The 17,500-nt window shown below is 38.6% G+C and carries 16 protein-coding genes; 9 read left to right on the top strand and 7 right to left on the bottom strand.

What is annotated here, in order from left to right; translation table 11 throughout:
- The first annotated feature begins 80 nt into the window (after window positions 1–80).
- From QT16_RS06145 to QT16_RS06155, 3 genes are all read left to right on the top strand, one after another.
- Window positions 81–932 (top strand): carboxylate/amino acid/amine transporter, encoded by an 852-nt coding sequence (locus QT16_RS06145; protein WP_002958180.1) that lies wholly within the window; start codon window positions 81–83, stop codon window positions 930–932.
- A gap of 69 nt (window positions 933–1,001) precedes the next feature.
- Window positions 1,002–2,327, top strand: a complete 1,326-nt coding sequence (locus QT16_RS06150) for a glycerophosphodiester phosphodiesterase family protein (protein ID WP_039487152.1) — start codon at window positions 1,002–1,004, stop codon at window positions 2,325–2,327.
- A gap of 559 nt (window positions 2,328–2,886) precedes the next feature.
- Window positions 2,887–3,621 carry a dienelactone hydrolase family protein gene (locus tag QT16_RS06155; RefSeq protein ID WP_024597042.1) on the top strand — a complete coding sequence of 245 codons (735 nt, stop codon included), beginning with the start codon at window positions 2,887–2,889 and terminating at the stop codon, window positions 3,619–3,621.
- Between the two features lie 19 nt (window positions 3,622–3,640).
- Here the strand turns inward: QT16_RS06155 and QT16_RS06160 are convergent, their stop codons facing one another.
- A complete protein-coding gene (locus tag QT16_RS06160) occupies window positions 3,641–4,564 on the bottom strand; it encodes a LysR family transcriptional regulator (protein WP_039487155.1) in 924 nt (307 codons plus the stop codon).
- 157 nt (window positions 4,565–4,721) lie between these two features.
- Between QT16_RS06160 and QT16_RS06165 the strand changes: the two genes are divergently transcribed.
- The 5 genes from QT16_RS06165 (at window position 4,722) to QT16_RS06185 (ending at window position 11,115) form a co-directional block, all read left to right on the top strand.
- Window positions 4,722–5,405: a type 1 glutamine amidotransferase domain-containing protein gene (locus QT16_RS06165; protein WP_039487157.1), complete on the top strand. Its 684-nt coding sequence runs from the start codon at window positions 4,722–4,724 to the stop codon at window positions 5,403–5,405.
- Window positions 5,406–5,521: 116 nt separating this feature from the next.
- The gene (locus QT16_RS06170) at window positions 5,522–6,103 is read left to right on the top strand and encodes a rhomboid family intramembrane serine protease (protein ID WP_010555361.1); all 582 of its coding nucleotides are present in this window, start codon (window positions 5,522–5,524) and stop codon (window positions 6,101–6,103) included.
- Window positions 6,104–6,190: 87 nt separating this feature from the next.
- Window positions 6,191–7,036 carry a glutathione-dependent disulfide-bond oxidoreductase gene (gene yghU / locus QT16_RS06175; protein ID WP_039487161.1) on the top strand — a complete coding sequence of 282 codons (846 nt, stop codon included), beginning with the start codon at window positions 6,191–6,193 and terminating at the stop codon, window positions 7,034–7,036.
- Window positions 7,037–7,295: 259 nt separating this feature from the next.
- Window positions 7,296–9,236, top strand: a complete 1,941-nt coding sequence (locus QT16_RS06180) for a putative bifunctional diguanylate cyclase/phosphodiesterase (RefSeq protein WP_039487164.1) — start codon at window positions 7,296–7,298, stop codon at window positions 9,234–9,236.
- Window positions 9,237–9,735: 499 nt separating this feature from the next.
- Window positions 9,736–11,115, top strand: coding sequence for an FG-GAP repeat domain-containing protein (locus QT16_RS06185; RefSeq protein ID WP_039487167.1), 1,380 nt, complete (start codon window positions 9,736–9,738; stop codon window positions 11,113–11,115).
- Window positions 11,116–11,203: 88 nt separating this feature from the next.
- Here the strand turns inward: QT16_RS06185 and QT16_RS06190 are convergent, their stop codons facing one another.
- Window positions 11,204–11,659 (bottom strand): hypothetical protein, encoded by a 456-nt coding sequence (locus QT16_RS06190; protein ID WP_039487169.1) that lies wholly within the window; start codon window positions 11,657–11,659, stop codon window positions 11,204–11,206.
- Window positions 11,660–11,671: 12 nt separating this feature from the next.
- Window positions 11,672–11,947: an EF-hand domain-containing protein gene (locus QT16_RS06195; RefSeq protein ID WP_007581281.1), complete on the bottom strand. Its 276-nt coding sequence runs from the start codon at window positions 11,945–11,947 to the stop codon at window positions 11,672–11,674.
- Between the two features lie 302 nt (window positions 11,948–12,249).
- Here QT16_RS06195 and QT16_RS06200 point away from each other — a divergent pair, with 302 nt between their 5' ends.
- Window positions 12,250–13,107, top strand: a complete 858-nt coding sequence (locus QT16_RS06200) for a PA4780 family RIO1-like protein kinase (RefSeq protein WP_002958167.1) — start codon at window positions 12,250–12,252, stop codon at window positions 13,105–13,107.
- A gap of 24 nt (window positions 13,108–13,131) precedes the next feature.
- Here the strand turns inward: QT16_RS06200 and QT16_RS06205 are convergent, their stop codons facing one another.
- From QT16_RS06205 to QT16_RS06220, 4 genes are read right to left on the bottom strand one after another with little or no spacing between them, the layout of a single operon-like run.
- The gene (locus QT16_RS06205; protein ID WP_024597035.1) at window positions 13,132–13,806 is read right to left on the bottom strand and encodes a response regulator; all 675 of its coding nucleotides are present in this window, start codon (window positions 13,804–13,806) and stop codon (window positions 13,132–13,134) included.
- A 38-nt stretch (window positions 13,807–13,844) separates the two neighbouring features.
- Complete coding sequence (locus QT16_RS06210) at window positions 13,845–15,290, bottom strand: ATP-binding protein (RefSeq protein ID WP_039487174.1); 1,446 nt, start codon at window positions 15,288–15,290, stop codon at window positions 13,845–13,847.
- A complete protein-coding gene (locus QT16_RS06215) occupies window positions 15,290–15,820 on the bottom strand; it encodes a hypothetical protein (RefSeq protein ID WP_039487178.1) in 531 nt (176 codons plus the stop codon). The genes QT16_RS06210 and QT16_RS06215 overlap by 1 nt, the downstream gene beginning before the upstream one ends.
- A 9-nt stretch (window positions 15,821–15,829) precedes the next feature.
- Window positions 15,830–17,491, bottom strand: coding sequence for a YHYH protein (locus QT16_RS06220; RefSeq protein WP_082007389.1), 1,662 nt, complete (start codon window positions 17,489–17,491; stop codon window positions 15,830–15,832).
- Window positions 17,492–17,500: the final 9 nt, after the last annotated feature.

Here is a 17,500-nt window from a genome sequence, read left to right on the forward strand (position 1 = left end):
CCCGCTTGCGGGCTTTTATTGTTTATACCCTCACATATAACAGATAAACTTAGCTCAATATTTATTAAAAGATGATGGTTATGCAGTACTTATTTGCAGTCACTTTGCTTTGGGCGTTTTCGTTTAGTTTAATTGGTGTGTACTTAGCAGGCCAAGTTGACGCTTGGTTTAGCGTATTAATACGCATAGCACTGGCAACACTGATTTTTTTACCTTTTTTAAAGCTCAAACAAACGCCTAAACCTTTAGCCTTAAAGCTTATGCTGATTGGCGCTATACAACTTGGTGTTATGTATAGCTTTTACTACCACTCATTTTTATTTTTAACCGTTCCCGAAGTGCTGCTATTTACTGTAATGACTCCTTTGTACATTACCCTGCTAAATGATGGGTTGAACAGACGCTTTAACCCACGCTTTTTTATAGTCGCACTTATTGCTGTAATCGGTGCAATTACTATTCGTTACGAAAACCTAAATAGCGATTTCATAATCGGCTTATTAATCGTTCAAGGGGCGAATATAAGTTTTGCTGTAGGCCAAGTTACCTACAAACGCTTAATGAATAACAATCAGCTTGATGACAAAGCCGTATTTGGATGGTTTTTTATAGGCGCACTTATAATTGCCACAATTTGCTATGCATTATTTGGTAACTCAAACAAATTACCAACCACTTCTACACAGTGGGGCATACTAATTTATTTAGGGTTGGTTGCATCAGGACTCGGTTACTTTATGTGGAATAAAGGCGCAACCCTTGTCAACGTAGGTGCTTTGGCAGTTATGAATAACTTGCTTATTCCAGCTGGGATTATAATTAACGTGCTGATCTGGAACCGAGATGCCGATATAGTCAGGTTAAGTATTGGGGCTGCTATAATGTTAGGTGCATTATTGGTCAATCAAATGCTTAATAAAAAAGTAAATTAATAAGCTTGTAGCAAGATTGTCATTAATAATCATTAAGGTAGTACAAATTTTACTTTTTAAGGATAAACAATGAAACGTATTACCTTACTTACAAGCTGTATATTGTTAGCCACACTTGCTGGCTGCGACGACGATGTAGAAATAGTAGAAAAAGAAGTGGTTGTTACCAACACCGAAGTGGAAATTATTGAAGTACCTACGCCCATTGTTGTAGAGGTTGCTGAAGGAGTAAATATTCAGCTAGGGACTCGCCCTGACTATTTAATTAATGATATGGCGCAAAGCACACTAAAAACAAAATTAGAGTCATGCAGCGAAGGTCCTTTTTACCGCACCGATTTTTCTATTGGTCATCGCGGTGCATCAATGCAATACCCAGAACACACTAAAGAAGCCTACATTGCGGCAGCGAGAATGGGCGCTGGCATTGTTGAATGCGATGTTACATTTACAAACGACAAAGAGCTTGTTTGTCGCCACTCTCAATGCGATTTGCATACCACAACTAATATTTTAGCCATTCCTGAACTTGCAGCTAAATGCAGTGTGCCATTTACACCAGCCGACCCTGCTAATGGTATTGCCGCTTCTGCAAAATGTTGTACCAGCGATATAAGCTTAGCGGAGTTTTTAACCCTTGAAGGTAAAATGGATGGTGCAAACACTAATGCAACAACCGTTGCCGATTACATGGATGGCACACCAAGTTGGCGCACTGATTTATATGCCACCAACGGCACATTGATGACCCATAAACAAAGCATTGCACTGTTTAATGAGCTAGGTGTAAAAATGACACCAGAGCTAAAATCGCCACAAGTAAGTATGCCATTTGATGGAATGACGCAAGAACAATATGCGCAAAAAATGCTAGACGAGTACACGCAAATGGGTGTGCCAGCCTCAAAAGTTTATCCGCAATCATTTAACCTTGAAGACGTAAAATACTGGATTAACACTAATCCTGACTTTGCAGATAAAAGCGTTTACCTAGATGGACGTGACAGTGAAGCCGGATTTGATCCAAGTAACCCACAAACATGGCAACCGGGTATGGATGAGTTAGTGGCTGATGGGGTGAAAATTTTAGCTCCTCCAATTTGGATGATGCTAACAATAGATAACGAAAGTAATATTGTGCCATCGCAATACGCTATTGACGCAAAAGCAGCAGGTTTAAAGCTTATTGCATGGAGCCTTGAGCGCTCGGGCCCGCTTAATGAAGGTGGCGGTTATTACTATCAATCAATTGCTGATGTTATAGATAACGATGGCGACATGATGACGGTAGTCGACGTACTCGCAAAGGACGTGGGGGTAATGGGTATTTTTTCAGATTGGCCAGCTACGGTAAGTTACTACGCCAGTTGTAATAAAATGCCTGCAAGTATTTAATACCAATCTGCTTATATATGGGGTCTATTTAACGTTAAGAAAATTACGCTAGAACGAGGCAAAAATTTTTTTATCTAGGGTCTGTTGATCTTTCAAGGTTAAATTTGCAGCAGTCTGTTTGGTATTTAGGCAAGGCAGAGCCTATGTAGTGTGGTTATTCCCCATAAATGGGCGATAACGTAGCATTAATGCCAAACAGGCGCAGCCCAAAGGGTTCTTTCTAGGGGCTATTTACTCTTTGTTGCTCGGTTTTTACTTATTCTTACATGGATGTAAGTCAGTAGAATAACGCAGGAGCAGTTATCGAGCCCACTAGGTTACAAACCTCGCGCCGCGATTAAATAGCCCCTAGTTTGAACAAATTTTAATCCGCAAAGATCAACAGACCCTAGTTGTTCTAAATAAAAAATTTTTAACGACGTTATAGTGAAATTTAATTCGTTAAATTGATCAAAGATTTATGCAGGTTGGTATAAATACTCAACGACAAAAGTCGTATATTTTATCGCGCTCAGTTACCATATCAGCATGTATAATTTTATTTTACTGAGCGCTTTTTATGATAATCCAACAACATAATGCTGACTTGCCAACACCGACCGGTTTAATGCGAACAACTGTATATCGCCCTCAAGCGCAAGGACAGTTCCCTGCTATCATTTTTTATTCTGAAATATTTCAGCAAACTGCCCCCATCGCACGCAGCGCAGCTATTTTAGCAAGCCATGGCTTTGTAGTGTTAGTGCCTGAAGTGTTTCATGAGTTAAACCCTATAGGCACTGTGCTTGCTTATGATGATACAGGTAAAGACAAAGGCAATGCCGACAAATGGGCAAAGCCACTTGAGCACCACGACAGTGACACACAAACTATGATCGACTTCATTAGATTACAAAGCTATTGCACAGGCTCCGTCGGCGCAATGGGCGTATGTATTGGCGGTCACTTAGCTTACAGAGCGGCACTAAACCCTGAAATTAATGCGGCTTTTTGTTTATACGCAACTGATATTCACAGCAATACATTACCTGCGCAACCTGGAAATAACTCATTCGAGCGTATGGCTGATATACAAGGCGAAATTCACTTTATATGGGGCAAACAAGACCCGCATGTGCCAAAGGAAGGCCGCGCTAAAATATACCAACAATGTGTAAGCACGGGCATCAATTACCAGTGGCAGGAAGTTAACGCACAGCATGCCTTTATGCGTGATGAAGGTGAGCGATACGATGCAGCACTTGCGATAAATATGTATCAACAAGCGGTGGCATTATTTAGCCGAACTTTATAAATGCTGTAAAAACTACTCATTAAGTACTTTTCAGCATACCTAAAGCGGTATGCTGTTTTACAAAGTATGCTTTTAAGTAATCAATAAACAATCGTAGCTTTTTAGAGCCCGCAGCCCCTGGCGGAAATACCCCGTAAAGCTCAATATCTTTGCTTTTATAATCATCTAATATTATTTCAAGCAACCCAGCTTGTACTTTTGGCCACGCATCGTAAAGCGGAATACGCCCGATGCCATGCCCCGCTTCTACAAAGGCAGTACGTGCGGCTGCGTTATTAGTACTTAGCCCGCCTTGCATTGTAATATCGTGTTTTTTGCCATCTTTTTGAAGTGTTAATGTTTTACTGCCCAATTGATAAACGACCCATTGGTGCTCTGCTAACTCTAAAGGCGTTTTAGGTTTACCAAAATGTGCAAAGTATTCCGGCGCGCCACAAATACAAGTGCTCATTGTAGTCAGCTTGGTTGCCTGCAAGTTGGAGTCACTCAGTGCCACGCCCCTAATTGCAAAATCAAACCCATTTTTAATAATATCAACCACATCGTCAGTAAGCTGTAAGTCTATTTGAATTTTAGGATATTGGCGCTTAAACGTATTTATTGCGGGCACAATTAGCTGCATTCCCACATTTACAGGGCAGCTAATTTTAAGTAAACCTTGTGGCTCACTCTTTATATTTTCTATTTGCTGATTAGCCGCATTAGCTTGTTCGGTAATTATTCTACAACGCTCATAATAAGCAATACCCGCTTCAGTCAGCGCCATGGTACGGGTTGAGCGATTTAGTAAAGTAACTTCAAGCTGCGTTTCTAATTTTTTTAAATGATAACTTGCAACTGCTCGCGTAAGCCCTAACTGTTTGGCAGCAGCGGTTAAGCTGCCCTGCTCTACAATTTGTGCAAATACAACCATGCTCTTTAACTGCTCAAACGACACTTTCATAAATGCTCCGTAGTGTGTTTTAAATTCAATCTATTTATTGTATCAATTATTAAACCAATAAAGTTAAATTTATCATCGTTGTTTAAAGCAGTATTAGTGCATATAGTAATTGGTAAGCAAGATAAACTAATTTAAATCATCAGAAGGAATATATTCAATGTCTAAAAAAATACTTATGGTTCTTACATCTCACGCAGAACTTGGTAACACTGGCGAAAAAACAGGTTTTTGGGTAGAAGAATTTGCAGCCCCTTATTACGCCTTTGTTGATGCAGGCGTTGAAGTAACATTAGCGTCTCCAGCTGGCGGCCAACCACCCATTGATCCGACAAGTACACTTTCTGATTTTCAAACAGATGCAACTAAACGTTACGACGCAGACAGCGCGGCGCAAACATTAATGGCAAACACTAAAGTGTTGAGTGAAGTTAAATCTAGCGATTTTGACGCTGTATTTTACCCAGGCGGTCACGGTCCATTATGGGACTTAGTTGATAACACAGATTCAATTTCGCTTATCGAAAGCTTTGTAAAAGAGCAAAAACCTGTTGCTGCGGTATGTCATGCAAGTGCTGCATTTTTAAATGTTAAAGATGCCGATGGCAATGCACTAGTAGCGGGTAAAAAAGTAACTGGTTTTACTAACACTGAAGAAGCTGCAGTGCAACTTACCGATATCGTGCCATTTTTAGTTGAAGACGAGCTAATTAAAAAAGGTGGCGATTATCAAAAAACTGACGACTGGGGTGTATTAGCACTAGAAGACGGTTTAGTAATTACCGGCCAAAACCCAGCAAGCTCTGAACTAGCTGCAAAAAAACTATTAACTAAATTAGGTTAATAGTGAGTAATAATTAAAATTAAGCACAGCATTTTATGCTGTGCTTTTTTAATTGCTTTTCATTAGCAAATACAATTCCTATACTGGCAACTCTTAAAGTCAATTAGGGCGATTATATGGCAACCAAGCCAACCACACTGTCATTACTAACTAGTACCCGTTTCGCAATATTTAGTATTGTTGTTATTTGCTTTGTACTACAGGTGATCAATAGTCTACCTGGCATAAACCTTAATGGTTTAGGCATATATCCACGCAGTATCCAAGGATTAATTGGCATACTATGCGCACCTTTTTTACATGGTAGCTGGTGGCACTTTGCCAGTAATATGATCCCATTTGTAGTATTAAGTTGGCTAATTTGCCAGTACAGCGTAAAACGTTTTTATAACGTATTTATTTTTACCGCTCTAGTCGGTGGACTTTTAGTTTGGGCATTTGGGCGCAGTAACATACATGTTGGTTTAAGCGGTGTTATATATGGTTTATGGGGCTTTATTCTATGCTACGGCTTAGTAAGACGCTCATTAAAATCAATTATAATTGCAGTTGTAGTGGCTATACTTTATAGCGGTTTTATATGGGGTGTTTTACCTCAGCGCTATCATGTATCGTTTGAAAGCCATTTATTTGGAGCGCTAAGCGGGTTGTTTTTAGGTTATAGATTAGCAAAAGCCGATAAATTAAAAGGTCGGTAAATTAAATATTTAGGGCCTTTAATTAATTTTTTATGGCCACATTTATGAGTAAGTATTAAACATTTCCATTTAACATTGAGGTTATTTATGAGTGATAAAAACGAATACACGCCACCAAAAGTATGGACGTGGGAAAGTGAAAGTGGCGGTAAATTTGCCAGCATTAACCGCCCAATTGCAGGCGCGACTCATGACAAAACTCTACCTATTGGCGAGCACGCATTTCAGCTTTATTCTCTTGCTACACCAAATGGCCAAAAAGCTACAATCATGTTTGAAGAGCTTTTACAGCTTGGTTGCACCGATGCAGACTATGACGCATATTTAATAAACATAGGTGATGGCGATCAGTTTGGATCTGACTTTGTTGATATTAATCCAAATTCAAAAATCCCAGCGCTAATGGATCATTCAACCACACCACCTACTCGCATCTTTGAATCAGGTTCTATTTTACAGTATTTGGCTGAAAAATTTGATGTACTCATCCCTAAGGATTTAAAAGCTAAAACGCAGTGTCGTAACTGGCTATTTTGGCAAATGGGCTCAGCGCCATATTTAGGTGGTGGGTTTGGTCACTTTTATAGCTACGCACCAAGTAAAATGCAATACCCTATTGATCGTTTTACCATGGAAACCAAACGCCAACTTGACGTGTTAAATCGTCATTTAAGCGAAAATGAATACATGGCGGGTGATGAATACTCAATTGCCGATATTGCAATTTGGCCTTGGTATGGCTCGCTTGTTTTAGGCGACTTATATGATGCAGCTGAATTTTTAGATGTTGCCTCATACACTCATGTTGTTCGTTGGGCAAAACAAGTTGCTGATCGCCCTGCTGTAAAGCGCGGTCGTCGCGTAAATCGCACATGGGGCCCTGAAGAAGATCAAATGGCAGAGCGCCATAACGATAGTGATTTCGAAGGTTAAATCTACTAAACAGCAAGTAAAGTCGTTAACACTTCAACCTGCTAGATAATTTTAAGGCTCATAATGATTATTTATTATGAGCCTTTTTACTGTACTAACTTTTTTTTTTGCTTTCATAAACTATATTTATTCTTATACTCAGGATTAGAGCCTAACTAATCGATGTTTAATACGCTTATGTTCATCTGGAATATTTGCAGTATTTCTTGAACGTTTCTCCATCGCTAGTTGGAGTGACTTTTGTATAAGGTTTTACTTAGTGCCATATAAAAATCTAAATAGTGAAGAACGCAGAGAATCCGTTAAAATTTTATACTCTAATGCCATCTCTGGCATTGCCATTTCGACTGTAGTCAGTTTTATATTAGTGTTTGCTTTTGATTTAAATAACCAGAAAATATCCTACGAAAAAAGTATTTGGCTAAGCATTATGGTTGTCTTATTAGCAGCTCGCGCTATTGATGTAATGTGGTTTTATAAAACCAAAAAGGATAGCCCTTTATTTTATGCTGACACATACTCAAAAAGATTTTCAACCGGGTGTATTTTAACTGCGCTATCGTGGTGTGGGTATGCACTTTGGTTTCATAGCACCTCATCAGCAATAGAAACTACAACTACTATTGCTATTTTATCTGCCTTTGCAGGAGGCTCTGCAAATCTGCTTTCAGGAAGTCGAGTAACCGCTGTACTCTATAGCATTATTTTACTGGCGCCCTACTCTTTTTTATTAACCTTTTCTAACGAAAACTACAACTCTGTCCTCGGTATTTTAGGCCTAGCATTTACTGCTATTATGGTGGCTTCATCGTACAAATCAGCCACATTTACACACAGCGCAATCAAGCTCAAAAACCAAAACAGAGAGCTGCTTAATGAAATGGAAAACAAGGTTGAGCAACGCACAGAAGAAATCTACCGTTTATCGAATACCGATCCACTTACAAATCTATTAAACCGAACCGCATTTTTAAAAAATGCAAACAGACAACTAGCAGACAACCCTCAAGAACCCTTTGCTTTATTATTCGTAGATTTAGATGGGTTTAAACAAATAAATGATTCGTTGGGTCATAAAGTAGGCGATAAAGTATTAAAAGAAATAGCACGAAGAATTAGTAATGTATGCAATCAACAGCTATTTAAATGCCGATGGGGCGGGGATGAGTTTTTAATTTTAGCAACGTATCAAAAACAAGCTGAGCTTATCGAGTTTGCAGATAAAGTACTTCAAAGCATTGGTGCCGAGCATGAAACATATAAATATCAAAAATGGGTATCTGCAACTATTGGTATTGCCATGTATCCTGAGCACGGGAGTGATTTTAATACTTTAATTCGCTCTGCTGATACTGCAATGTATCACCAAAAACGCATCGCGAAAGGTAATATCAATATTTATAACGATTCACTCAAATTAATACAAGAAAGAGAGTATCTTTTGAGTCAACGCCTAGTCAGTGCCATAGAAGAAAATAGCTTAAGGCTAGTATTTCAACCAATTGTTGATAGCAAAACCTCAAAAGTAACCTCTTTTGAATCATTATTACGCTGGCAATTAGATGGTGAAAATATTTTCCCTGATGAATTTATAGCTATTGCCGAGCAATACGGTTTAATAACCGAGTTAGGTATTTGGGTAATAGAACAGGCATGTATACAAGCAACAAAATTAAGTCACTTACAACCACAAATTGCTATAAGCGTAAACGTATCGGTTATTCAGCTACAAGATCCTGATTTTGTATCTAAGGTATTAAAAATAGTAAATCGCCACCGGGTAGAACCTAAAAACCTACACATAGAAATTACTGAGTCAGTATTTGCCGAGGATAAACTCACATTTTTGACAGCCGTTAAAGCACTACAAAAACAAGGCTTTTGTATTTCAATTGATGATTTTGGTACAGGCTACTCATCACTATCAAGCATGCTTGATATTGGTGTAGATATAGTAAAAATAGACAGAAGCTTTATTCAAAATATGGATAAAAGAGGGTTAAGTATTATTCATGCAATTGTACAAATGGCCTCTACTTTAGATTTTACTGTTGTTGCAGAAGGCGTTGAAACTATTGAGCAAGCAAACACACTCACTAAAATTGGTGTATCTCACCTACAAGGTTATTACTTTTCAAAACCGATGGAAGTAGGTTTTGTAGATGCTTATTTAAATGAGCAAAATAAGCAATGTAGTTAATAACCAAACACTTCTAAAAGCGCTTAGCTACCATATGAGTTATGCGCTACCTTTCTTATTAGGGCCTATTTATTTTTTGAAGTTGAATTTGCAGCAGACTGTTTGGTATTTAGGCAAGGCAGAGCCTATGTAGTGTGGTTATTACCCATACATAGTTGATAACGTAGTATTAATGCCAAACATGCGCTGCCCAAAGGTTCTCCCTAGGGAGATTGACTCTTTGTTACTAGGTTACAAACCTCGCGCCACGATTAAATAGTCCTTGGATTGAACAAATTTCAATCCTTAAAGGTCAACAGCCCCTCCCTAAAACATAAACTTACAATTGCTTACAACCAGTACATAGTAATTAGCGTAGGCTAAATATAATCCAACTTACATATGTATATTACGTTTAAACAAAAAAGCCCCAGCGCTGGATAGTACGTAAAATTATGCGCTGACGTTGCTTAAATAATAAAAATTTTAACGATACAACTAAATATAAAAAGGAATTTGCATGATAAAACCACTTTGCTATTCACTCATCACTTTACTTACCCCCATAAGCGTTATTGCTCAAACAATGGCAATAAAAACAACGGATGAATTAGTATCAACCGATTCAGAGATTTTATTTGCATATAATAAAGAATTAAAACAATTAGAAGCCATCAATTTACTTACATCACTTAGTAGTGAACTTGCTTTACCAAAAAACGCCATCGGGTTTGATGTGGCAACACTTGCTAACATCACCGATAAACAAGCACTCGTACTAACAAGTGATGGCGTATATAAAGCCCAAGCAGGTAAACCAACATTGTTGTTTAATTATGAGTCGGTTCTTAATCAATTAAAAATAGATAAATTTGAAAAAGTAGACTTTGTTTTCGATGCTAACAACGACGGTCTAAGCGATATTTTTATCCCTGGATTAGCAAGCAGTACTTTATACATTCAAAATAAAGATGGCAGCTTTAAGCCTAACAAATTTAAACAAACGCCTAAGTATGAAGGCCGCTTTTCAGGAAAAGGGCTTTCTTTAGAAGTTAATATTAACAATAAACCTGTCGTTATCGATTTTAACCACGACGGATTAAACGACCTGGTTTTTTCAAATGACTTTGGAGCAGATGTACTACTTGCTAATTCAGAGGGCTTTGAGCAAAAGCTCACCTCAATTGATTTTAACATTGAGCTAGGCGAGCTAAGCAATGGCGAGACTCGCAAAATAAAGCAAATTATTGATATTAATAACGACGGATTTCTAGATTTTACAACCAGGCAGTTTAAGCCTACACAAGGTATGGACTCGTTAGATATAAAAATAGCACATACTTTGTACCTAGGGAGTGCTAAAGGTTTTACTAATACGCCCATTACCTTATTTGAAACACAGGGCCCTAGTGAGTTATTGCTCAAAACTGACTTTAATAATGATGGCTTAATTGATTTACAAAAAATGGACTTAGATATTGGCTTAGGTACCATCGCGTCTATGGCATTGGGCGGTGGCAGTACAGATGTAGATGTAGAAATGAATCTTTATAAGCAGCAACCCGACGGCTCATTTGCCAATAAATCGAGTATTGAACTTGATTTAGAAATGGAAGTGGGGATGAATGGCGATGAATCAGAACCGGCTCTCTATTTAGGTGACATTAACGGCGACAGCTATATTGATGCGGTATACAAATACAGTAAAAAAACGCTGTATATTTATTATGGAGAGCAAGACTCACTGCTAAATGATAAACGCAAAAAATTAAAGCTAACGCTGCCTAAAAATAATAAAGATATTCTTCTAGTAGATATAAACCAAGACGGTAAAAAAGATTTTGTATTTAAATTTACCGAAGAAGATGGCACCAGCAAAATAGAAACACAGTTAAATTAAGCCAATAAAAAAGCCCAACAGAATTAACCGTTGGGCTTTGGACTTAAGACTTTCGAGTAACAGTCAGCTTTACTCTAAGTAATAACACCTAAGCAGTTACATTTAGCAGTGAATCGCCTTCACTTAAACCAAACTTCTCTTGCACTGATGCAAGGATTGATTCTTTATCTTCATCAGACAACTGGTTTGAATACTCAGTTAAGAGCTCATCTAAATAGCTCACTACCTCGTCTGTATCGACTGATTCTAATGAGTTTTGTGGCGGTGGCGGCGGTCTTTGACCTTCTGCTCTTCCTGCATCACCAATGCTTTTAGCATCAAACTCGAGTTCGCCCATTAAATCAGCAAGCTCTTTTGTTGGTTCAATACCTTGTTCTTTAAATGCCGCTTGAATACTTTGCGCATCGTCGCTAGTTAAGTTTTCGGCATCAAACTGTGCAAGCGTTTCTTTAACAAAATCACTTTGCTCTGTTGTTAATTTTGCAGCTTGATTACTTTGTTGCGGCACAAAACTCGCAGAGCTGCTGCCAATATTATTAATCATTTTAGTATCCTTTCAACGTTCACGACGAGGTGGTTTATGATCGCTAAGCTCTTGCTCACTAATTTCGCCATTACCATCGGCATCTATAGAATCAAAAATTGTTTGTGCATCACCGTGCGGTGGTTTTTTAGCACTAAACTCTTCAAAGCTAATTACGCCATCACCATCAGTATCAATAGTTGAAAAGTCAGGTTTTTCAGGAGGATTGTCACCGCCTCGAGCAGCTACATTAGCTGAAAAAGCAATAGATAATATTGCCACAGTGGCAAGAGTTGAAAAATGCTTCATAGTAATAACCTCGTATTTAAGAATTAAACTAAGCTTACGCTTTAAAAACGCAAACAATGTGCAAATAATGAGGAAGTAATAAATTATTTTTAATAAAAACTGATGATTCAAAAAAAGTTCTGGTTGATTGCTTTGCAATCAATATATAAGCTAATAAAATAATACGATTAATTACTCTCTGGCAGTAGTGTTACTGCCCTTAATTCTCAAAGCTGATATACTGCTTGAGCCAATTAAACAAACAAATACAGAGCACTTTCATAAATAATGATTAATAACCAACCCTACTTAGCAGGCAATCTGTGAAAATACCTAAACGCCTACAACCTCTTGTTGATGATGGCCTTATTGACGAAGTAATAAGCCGACTAATGAGCGGTAAAGAAGCCGATGTATTTATTGTGCGTTGTGGTGAACATATTCGCTGTGCGAAAGTGTATAAAGATGCGGTTAAACGTAGTTTTAAAAAGGCGGCACAATATCAAGAAGGCCGAAAAGTACGCGGTGGACGCCAAGCGCGTGCAATGGGTAAACGCTCTAGCTATGGCCGCCAATTAGAAGAAGAAATTTGGCAAAATGCCGAAGTTGATGCGTTATCTCGTTTAGCTGGCGTGGGTGTACGTGTTCCTGATACTTACTTTTGTATTGATGGCGTGCTGCTTATGGAGCTCGTCTCTGATGAAGATGGTAACGTGGCCCCTCAACTAGGACATGTCGTTTTTAGTGAAGAGCAAGCGATTGAGCAGTATAAACTCATGATACATTACATTAAGCTAATGCTTTGCGCAGGTATAATACACGGTGATTTATCTGAGTTTAATGTACTTGTAGATAATAACGGCCCTGTAATTATAGATTTACCGCAAGCTGTTAACGCCTCAGCAAATAACAGTGCACAAGCTATGTTTGCACGCGATGTAAATAACATACGCCGCTACTATGGTGAATTTGCGCCAAGCATACTAAAAACTCAATACGCTAAAGAAATGTGGGCACTATTTGAAGAGGCCAATTTAACGCCTAATTCAACGCTTACAGGTGAATTTGAAGACAGCGACGAACTTGCTGATGTAGATTCTATTCTTGATGAAATCCAAGCAGCAGAATACGAAGAGTTTGACCGTTTAGAGCGAATTAAAAATGCTGACGATGATGAGTAACTCATCGTCATAGCTCATTCCACCTTACTGTGGATGCACAAACCGGTAGCCAACCCCATAAACAGACTGGATAACACTTTCAGTTTGTGTCACTTCATCTAGTTTTTTACGCAACTTTTTAATATGGCTATCAATTGTACGGTGGCTCACAATACGCTGATCGGCGTACATAGTGTCCATTAAGCTATCGCGCGAATAAATACGATTTGGGTTGTTAAACAAAGGTTTAAATAGCTGAAATTCAAAGTTCGTCAATTCTATACTGTTTGATTTATATTTTACGCTATAGCTGCTTTCGTCAAGCTTCATTGTTGACTCTGTAACGTCACTTGCGTTATTTAATCGCCTTAAAATAGCTTTTACGCGTGCCACCAGCTCAGCATAACTAAACGGCTTACAAATATAATCATCTGCACCTAATTCCAGCCCAAGCAGCCTATCTATTTCTTCTACTTTTGCCGATACCATAATAATAGGCACGTTTGAAAAGCGCCTGATTGCTTTACACAGTTCAATACCACTTTGACCTGGTAACATTATGTCTAGCAAGATTACACTCGGCCTGTTAATTTCAAGCCAAGGTAATACTTCATTCCCGTGATGTATTTGATGAGTAATAAAGTGATGGCTGCTTAAAAAGTCACTCATTAAGTTAGCCAGCTTTACTTCATCTTCCACAATTAGTATTTGTTCACTCATAGGCATCTCTGTAAGTAACCTTAACTTTATTTTATAAACTAAATAGTTGGCAATCTAATAATAATAGCAAGGCCGCCTAAGCTGGCTTTTTCTGCAGCGATTTCACCTTTATGACCTTTAACTATATGCTGGCAAATAGATAAACCTAAGCCAGAACCGCCCTCTTGGCGATTACGCGAACTATCTACTCGGTATAAATATTCAAATAAATGCGATAAATGCGACTGCTCTACACCTACGCCATTATCTTCGATTATAAGCTCTAAATAAGTTTGCCCTTTAATACTTATATTTTTAGCCGTTAAAGAAATAGTTGTACATTGTGCATAGTGTACTGCGTTCATTAGAATATTATCGAGTAGCTGCAAAAGGCGTGTTTTATCTGCTTGTACAGTTATGTGTTTAGCGCTATTTAGTAGGTATATTTTTATATTATGTTGTTCAAGCACAACCTGATACTTTTGCTCAATAGTATTTAATAATAACGCCATATCAGTAGGTTGCATAGTATAGTGCATACCTCCTAATTCTGCGCTATTGAGCATATGCAAGTCGTCTATTAAGCGTTTTAAATGTAGGGCTTCATCGTTAGCCGAACTTATATTTTTTGCGTTCGGTTCTCGTATACCAAGTAGCATAGCTTCAAGTTCACCGAGTAAAATGCTCATTGGCGTCCTAAGCTCATGAGAAATATTAGCAAGCCAACGCTTACGTACTTGCTCATCTTTAGCGAGTGTAAATGCAAGCGTATTAAAATCTTCGCTCAACTGTCCTAGCTCGTCTTTTCGCTCAAGCGTGAGCTTGGTCTCGTAATTACCTTGCGTTAAGCGATGCATACCGTTAGCAATTTGCTTTACAGGGCTTACTAGGTGACGAGACAATAAAAAAGTAACCATTAATGTTAGCAATACCGCAGCTAAAGCAATAAACCATAAGTAGTTAGTTTGCTGCTGTAAAAAATCAAGCTCATAGCCATCAACCAAGCTATCTCTTTTAGAAACTGCTAAGTAACCCACTATTTTATCGTTAACAATAATTGGGGTTGTTATATATTTTAAATCGTTGAGGTATTTACCCACTACTCGCTGTTTATTTTCGTCAAGCAAAGCGTAGTGAGCAATATTTTCTGGCGGTGGGCGGCGATCTTCCTCTAAACGAATATGATCTGGCGGCGGTCGTCGCATCATTCGCCCACGCGGACCAGGGCCTTCTTGTGGCCTAGGCAAAAACTGGCTATTTTCTAATTGCGATTCAACACGTTTTCTAAAGCTTTCGCCATTGCCGACAACACGCTCCCAAGAGGGTGTTTGTTCGTATTGCTTTGCAAATTGCACAACAAGTGGTTCAAGCGCTTTCACCTCTTTTGCATTAACAAAATCAATTACGCCTTGCCCTATGCTCCACTGTATAAGAACTACCAGCCCTGCAATAACACTAAAGGTAAAACTAAATAGTATTAAAAAAAGTTTATTATGAATTTTCATTAATGCGTGTTTTCAACCTTGCTAGGAAAGCTTTCAAATCGGTATGTTATAAACTCTTTGGTTTGGTCGTTAACATACAGCGTAGCAACTATTTTTTTACCTTGAGCGGTCCAATACATATGACCATGATTATTTAAAGTAACCGATACGGTATTTATACCAGTTTTAAATAAGTTAGCAGGTAAATGCAACGCTTGTCCGTAAATTCGCTGTATTTTAACCCCATTAATGTATAAATGAGCATGACCTTGTAAAAAACCGGTGTCTTGGTTTGTTGTCACATCCATCATTTGTTGCATGTTCATCGTCCCCTCTGGCGGCACAGACAAATCATAACGCTGTGTATCTAAAATTAAGTTATAACCCGACATACTATCTTTTAATAACTTAAGGCTTAATGCCGGGATTGGCGCATCATTTGGCACTGCTATAGGCATATGGCTATGATCCATCATTTCCTGCTGCGCAAAGAGCTTAAAACTCGATAGCACAGCAGTTGTTAGGATCAATGCGTATTTAAAATAACGCATAGTTACTCCTTACATTCCTGGTGGTGGACCCATTGTTTCGCCAGTATCACAGCGACCAATTGAATTATCGGCTAATTGACCTTTAAAACGAGGCCCTATTTGATAAGGAAAAGAAGGCTGTAATTTACCATCACTGTCTAACGTTAGTGTTATATGGTAGTGATAACCCTTGCCATCATTAGTATCGTGGCCGTTATGCTCATCTAATTGAGCACCGGTTACTGTTTTTTGTGCGTAGTAATAATCTTCAAAGTAATAACCATCGTCGGCATTTAATGTGTTACCAGAGAGCGTCGTTACTTGTGCACCAATAGCAGGACCTGCATCACTTGTTTGTGTACCTTGGCTAACATCGTATTGATCAACTAAGGTACAGCTTCGCTCACCCTCAGTACCACAACCCCCTTCACTTGTAGGTGCACCGTAATCTCGCATTTCCCAGCCACTTAATGCTAGTTGTCCGTTACTTTCATAAGGACCATAAAGCGGATAGCCATCAGCTGCAAACCCATAAATAGGTGAATGCGCATCGCCATCATCTTCGAGTAAATCAGCTAAGCAACTCGTATAAAAATGGTGATGATATTCACCGTTAGCAGCATGTCCGCCACACACATCAACATCGTATTGCTCAGCAATGGGCGCTAATGTATACCAAATATTATTACCGTAACTCATACCATCACCCCAGTTAAATATACTGGTGCCATTAACCATTAAGCCAACTGTACCTAAACCTGTTTCGCAAGTTTCAGTGTCAGATAAATCAGTAGGTGTTAGCGGAAAATACGCTTCAACCGCTTGTTCTGTTGGGCAACCCGGTCCTGGAGGCCAATAACCTGCACCGCCTGTGTCATCACAGTTTTCAGTGCTGCTGTTATAGCCAATATCTTCACCAAAGGAAATGGTTTGCCCTACTGCTGCAGAAGTTACACCGTTATAAAAATCGGTAGCTGCACGCGGGCGGTTATTTAACGCGTCTACTTGGTCTTGTGTAAGCGTTACATCATATTTAGGAATGTCAGTTGTTTGCACATACATGTATTCAACGTCAGCATCTTCCTCAGTAACGCTAACAACCTCAACTGATTGAACATCTTCAACCACTGCACCATTATTTTGTATGTATGTAGAAGTTGTATCGTTGTTAATTAACCAACTGGTAAGTTTTGCACTATTATCAACTGTATCTGAGTTTGAGTTTGATGAAGCAATAACATTAACTATAACTGTATCTACAACGACATCGTTTGTGCCATCATCTGCACTGATCTCAAATACAAGTGCTTCATCGGTTAAAACTTCAGGTGCAACAAACTCTGTAGACGTTGCAGTACTTGAAGATAAACTAACGGTAGTGCCTGATGTTTGTGACCAACTAACCGATACTTCACCGTCATCTTCAACCGTTGAACTTAAATAAACGGTATCGCCCGCATTAACAGTTTGGTCAATACCAGCATCAACCGTTGGAGCACTATTACTGACTGTATCGCCGTCTGTTGCAGTACTTGTTGAATCGCTATTACATGCGCTTAAAGCGATACAAAGCGCACTTAACGCAAATAACTTAGTTGCATTAGCAGCTTTTGTTTTAAGAAGTGTTTTCAATGCTTGAACCTTTACTTTAACGTTTAATAAAACAAAGTTAACAAGTAAAAGTGCAAACAATGTGCACAA

Origin of the sequence: Pseudoalteromonas distincta, from assembly GCF_000814675.1 — a bacterium.
In the GTDB taxonomy this organism is placed as follows: Bacteria; Pseudomonadota; Gammaproteobacteria; order Enterobacterales; family Alteromonadaceae; genus Pseudoalteromonas; species Pseudoalteromonas distincta.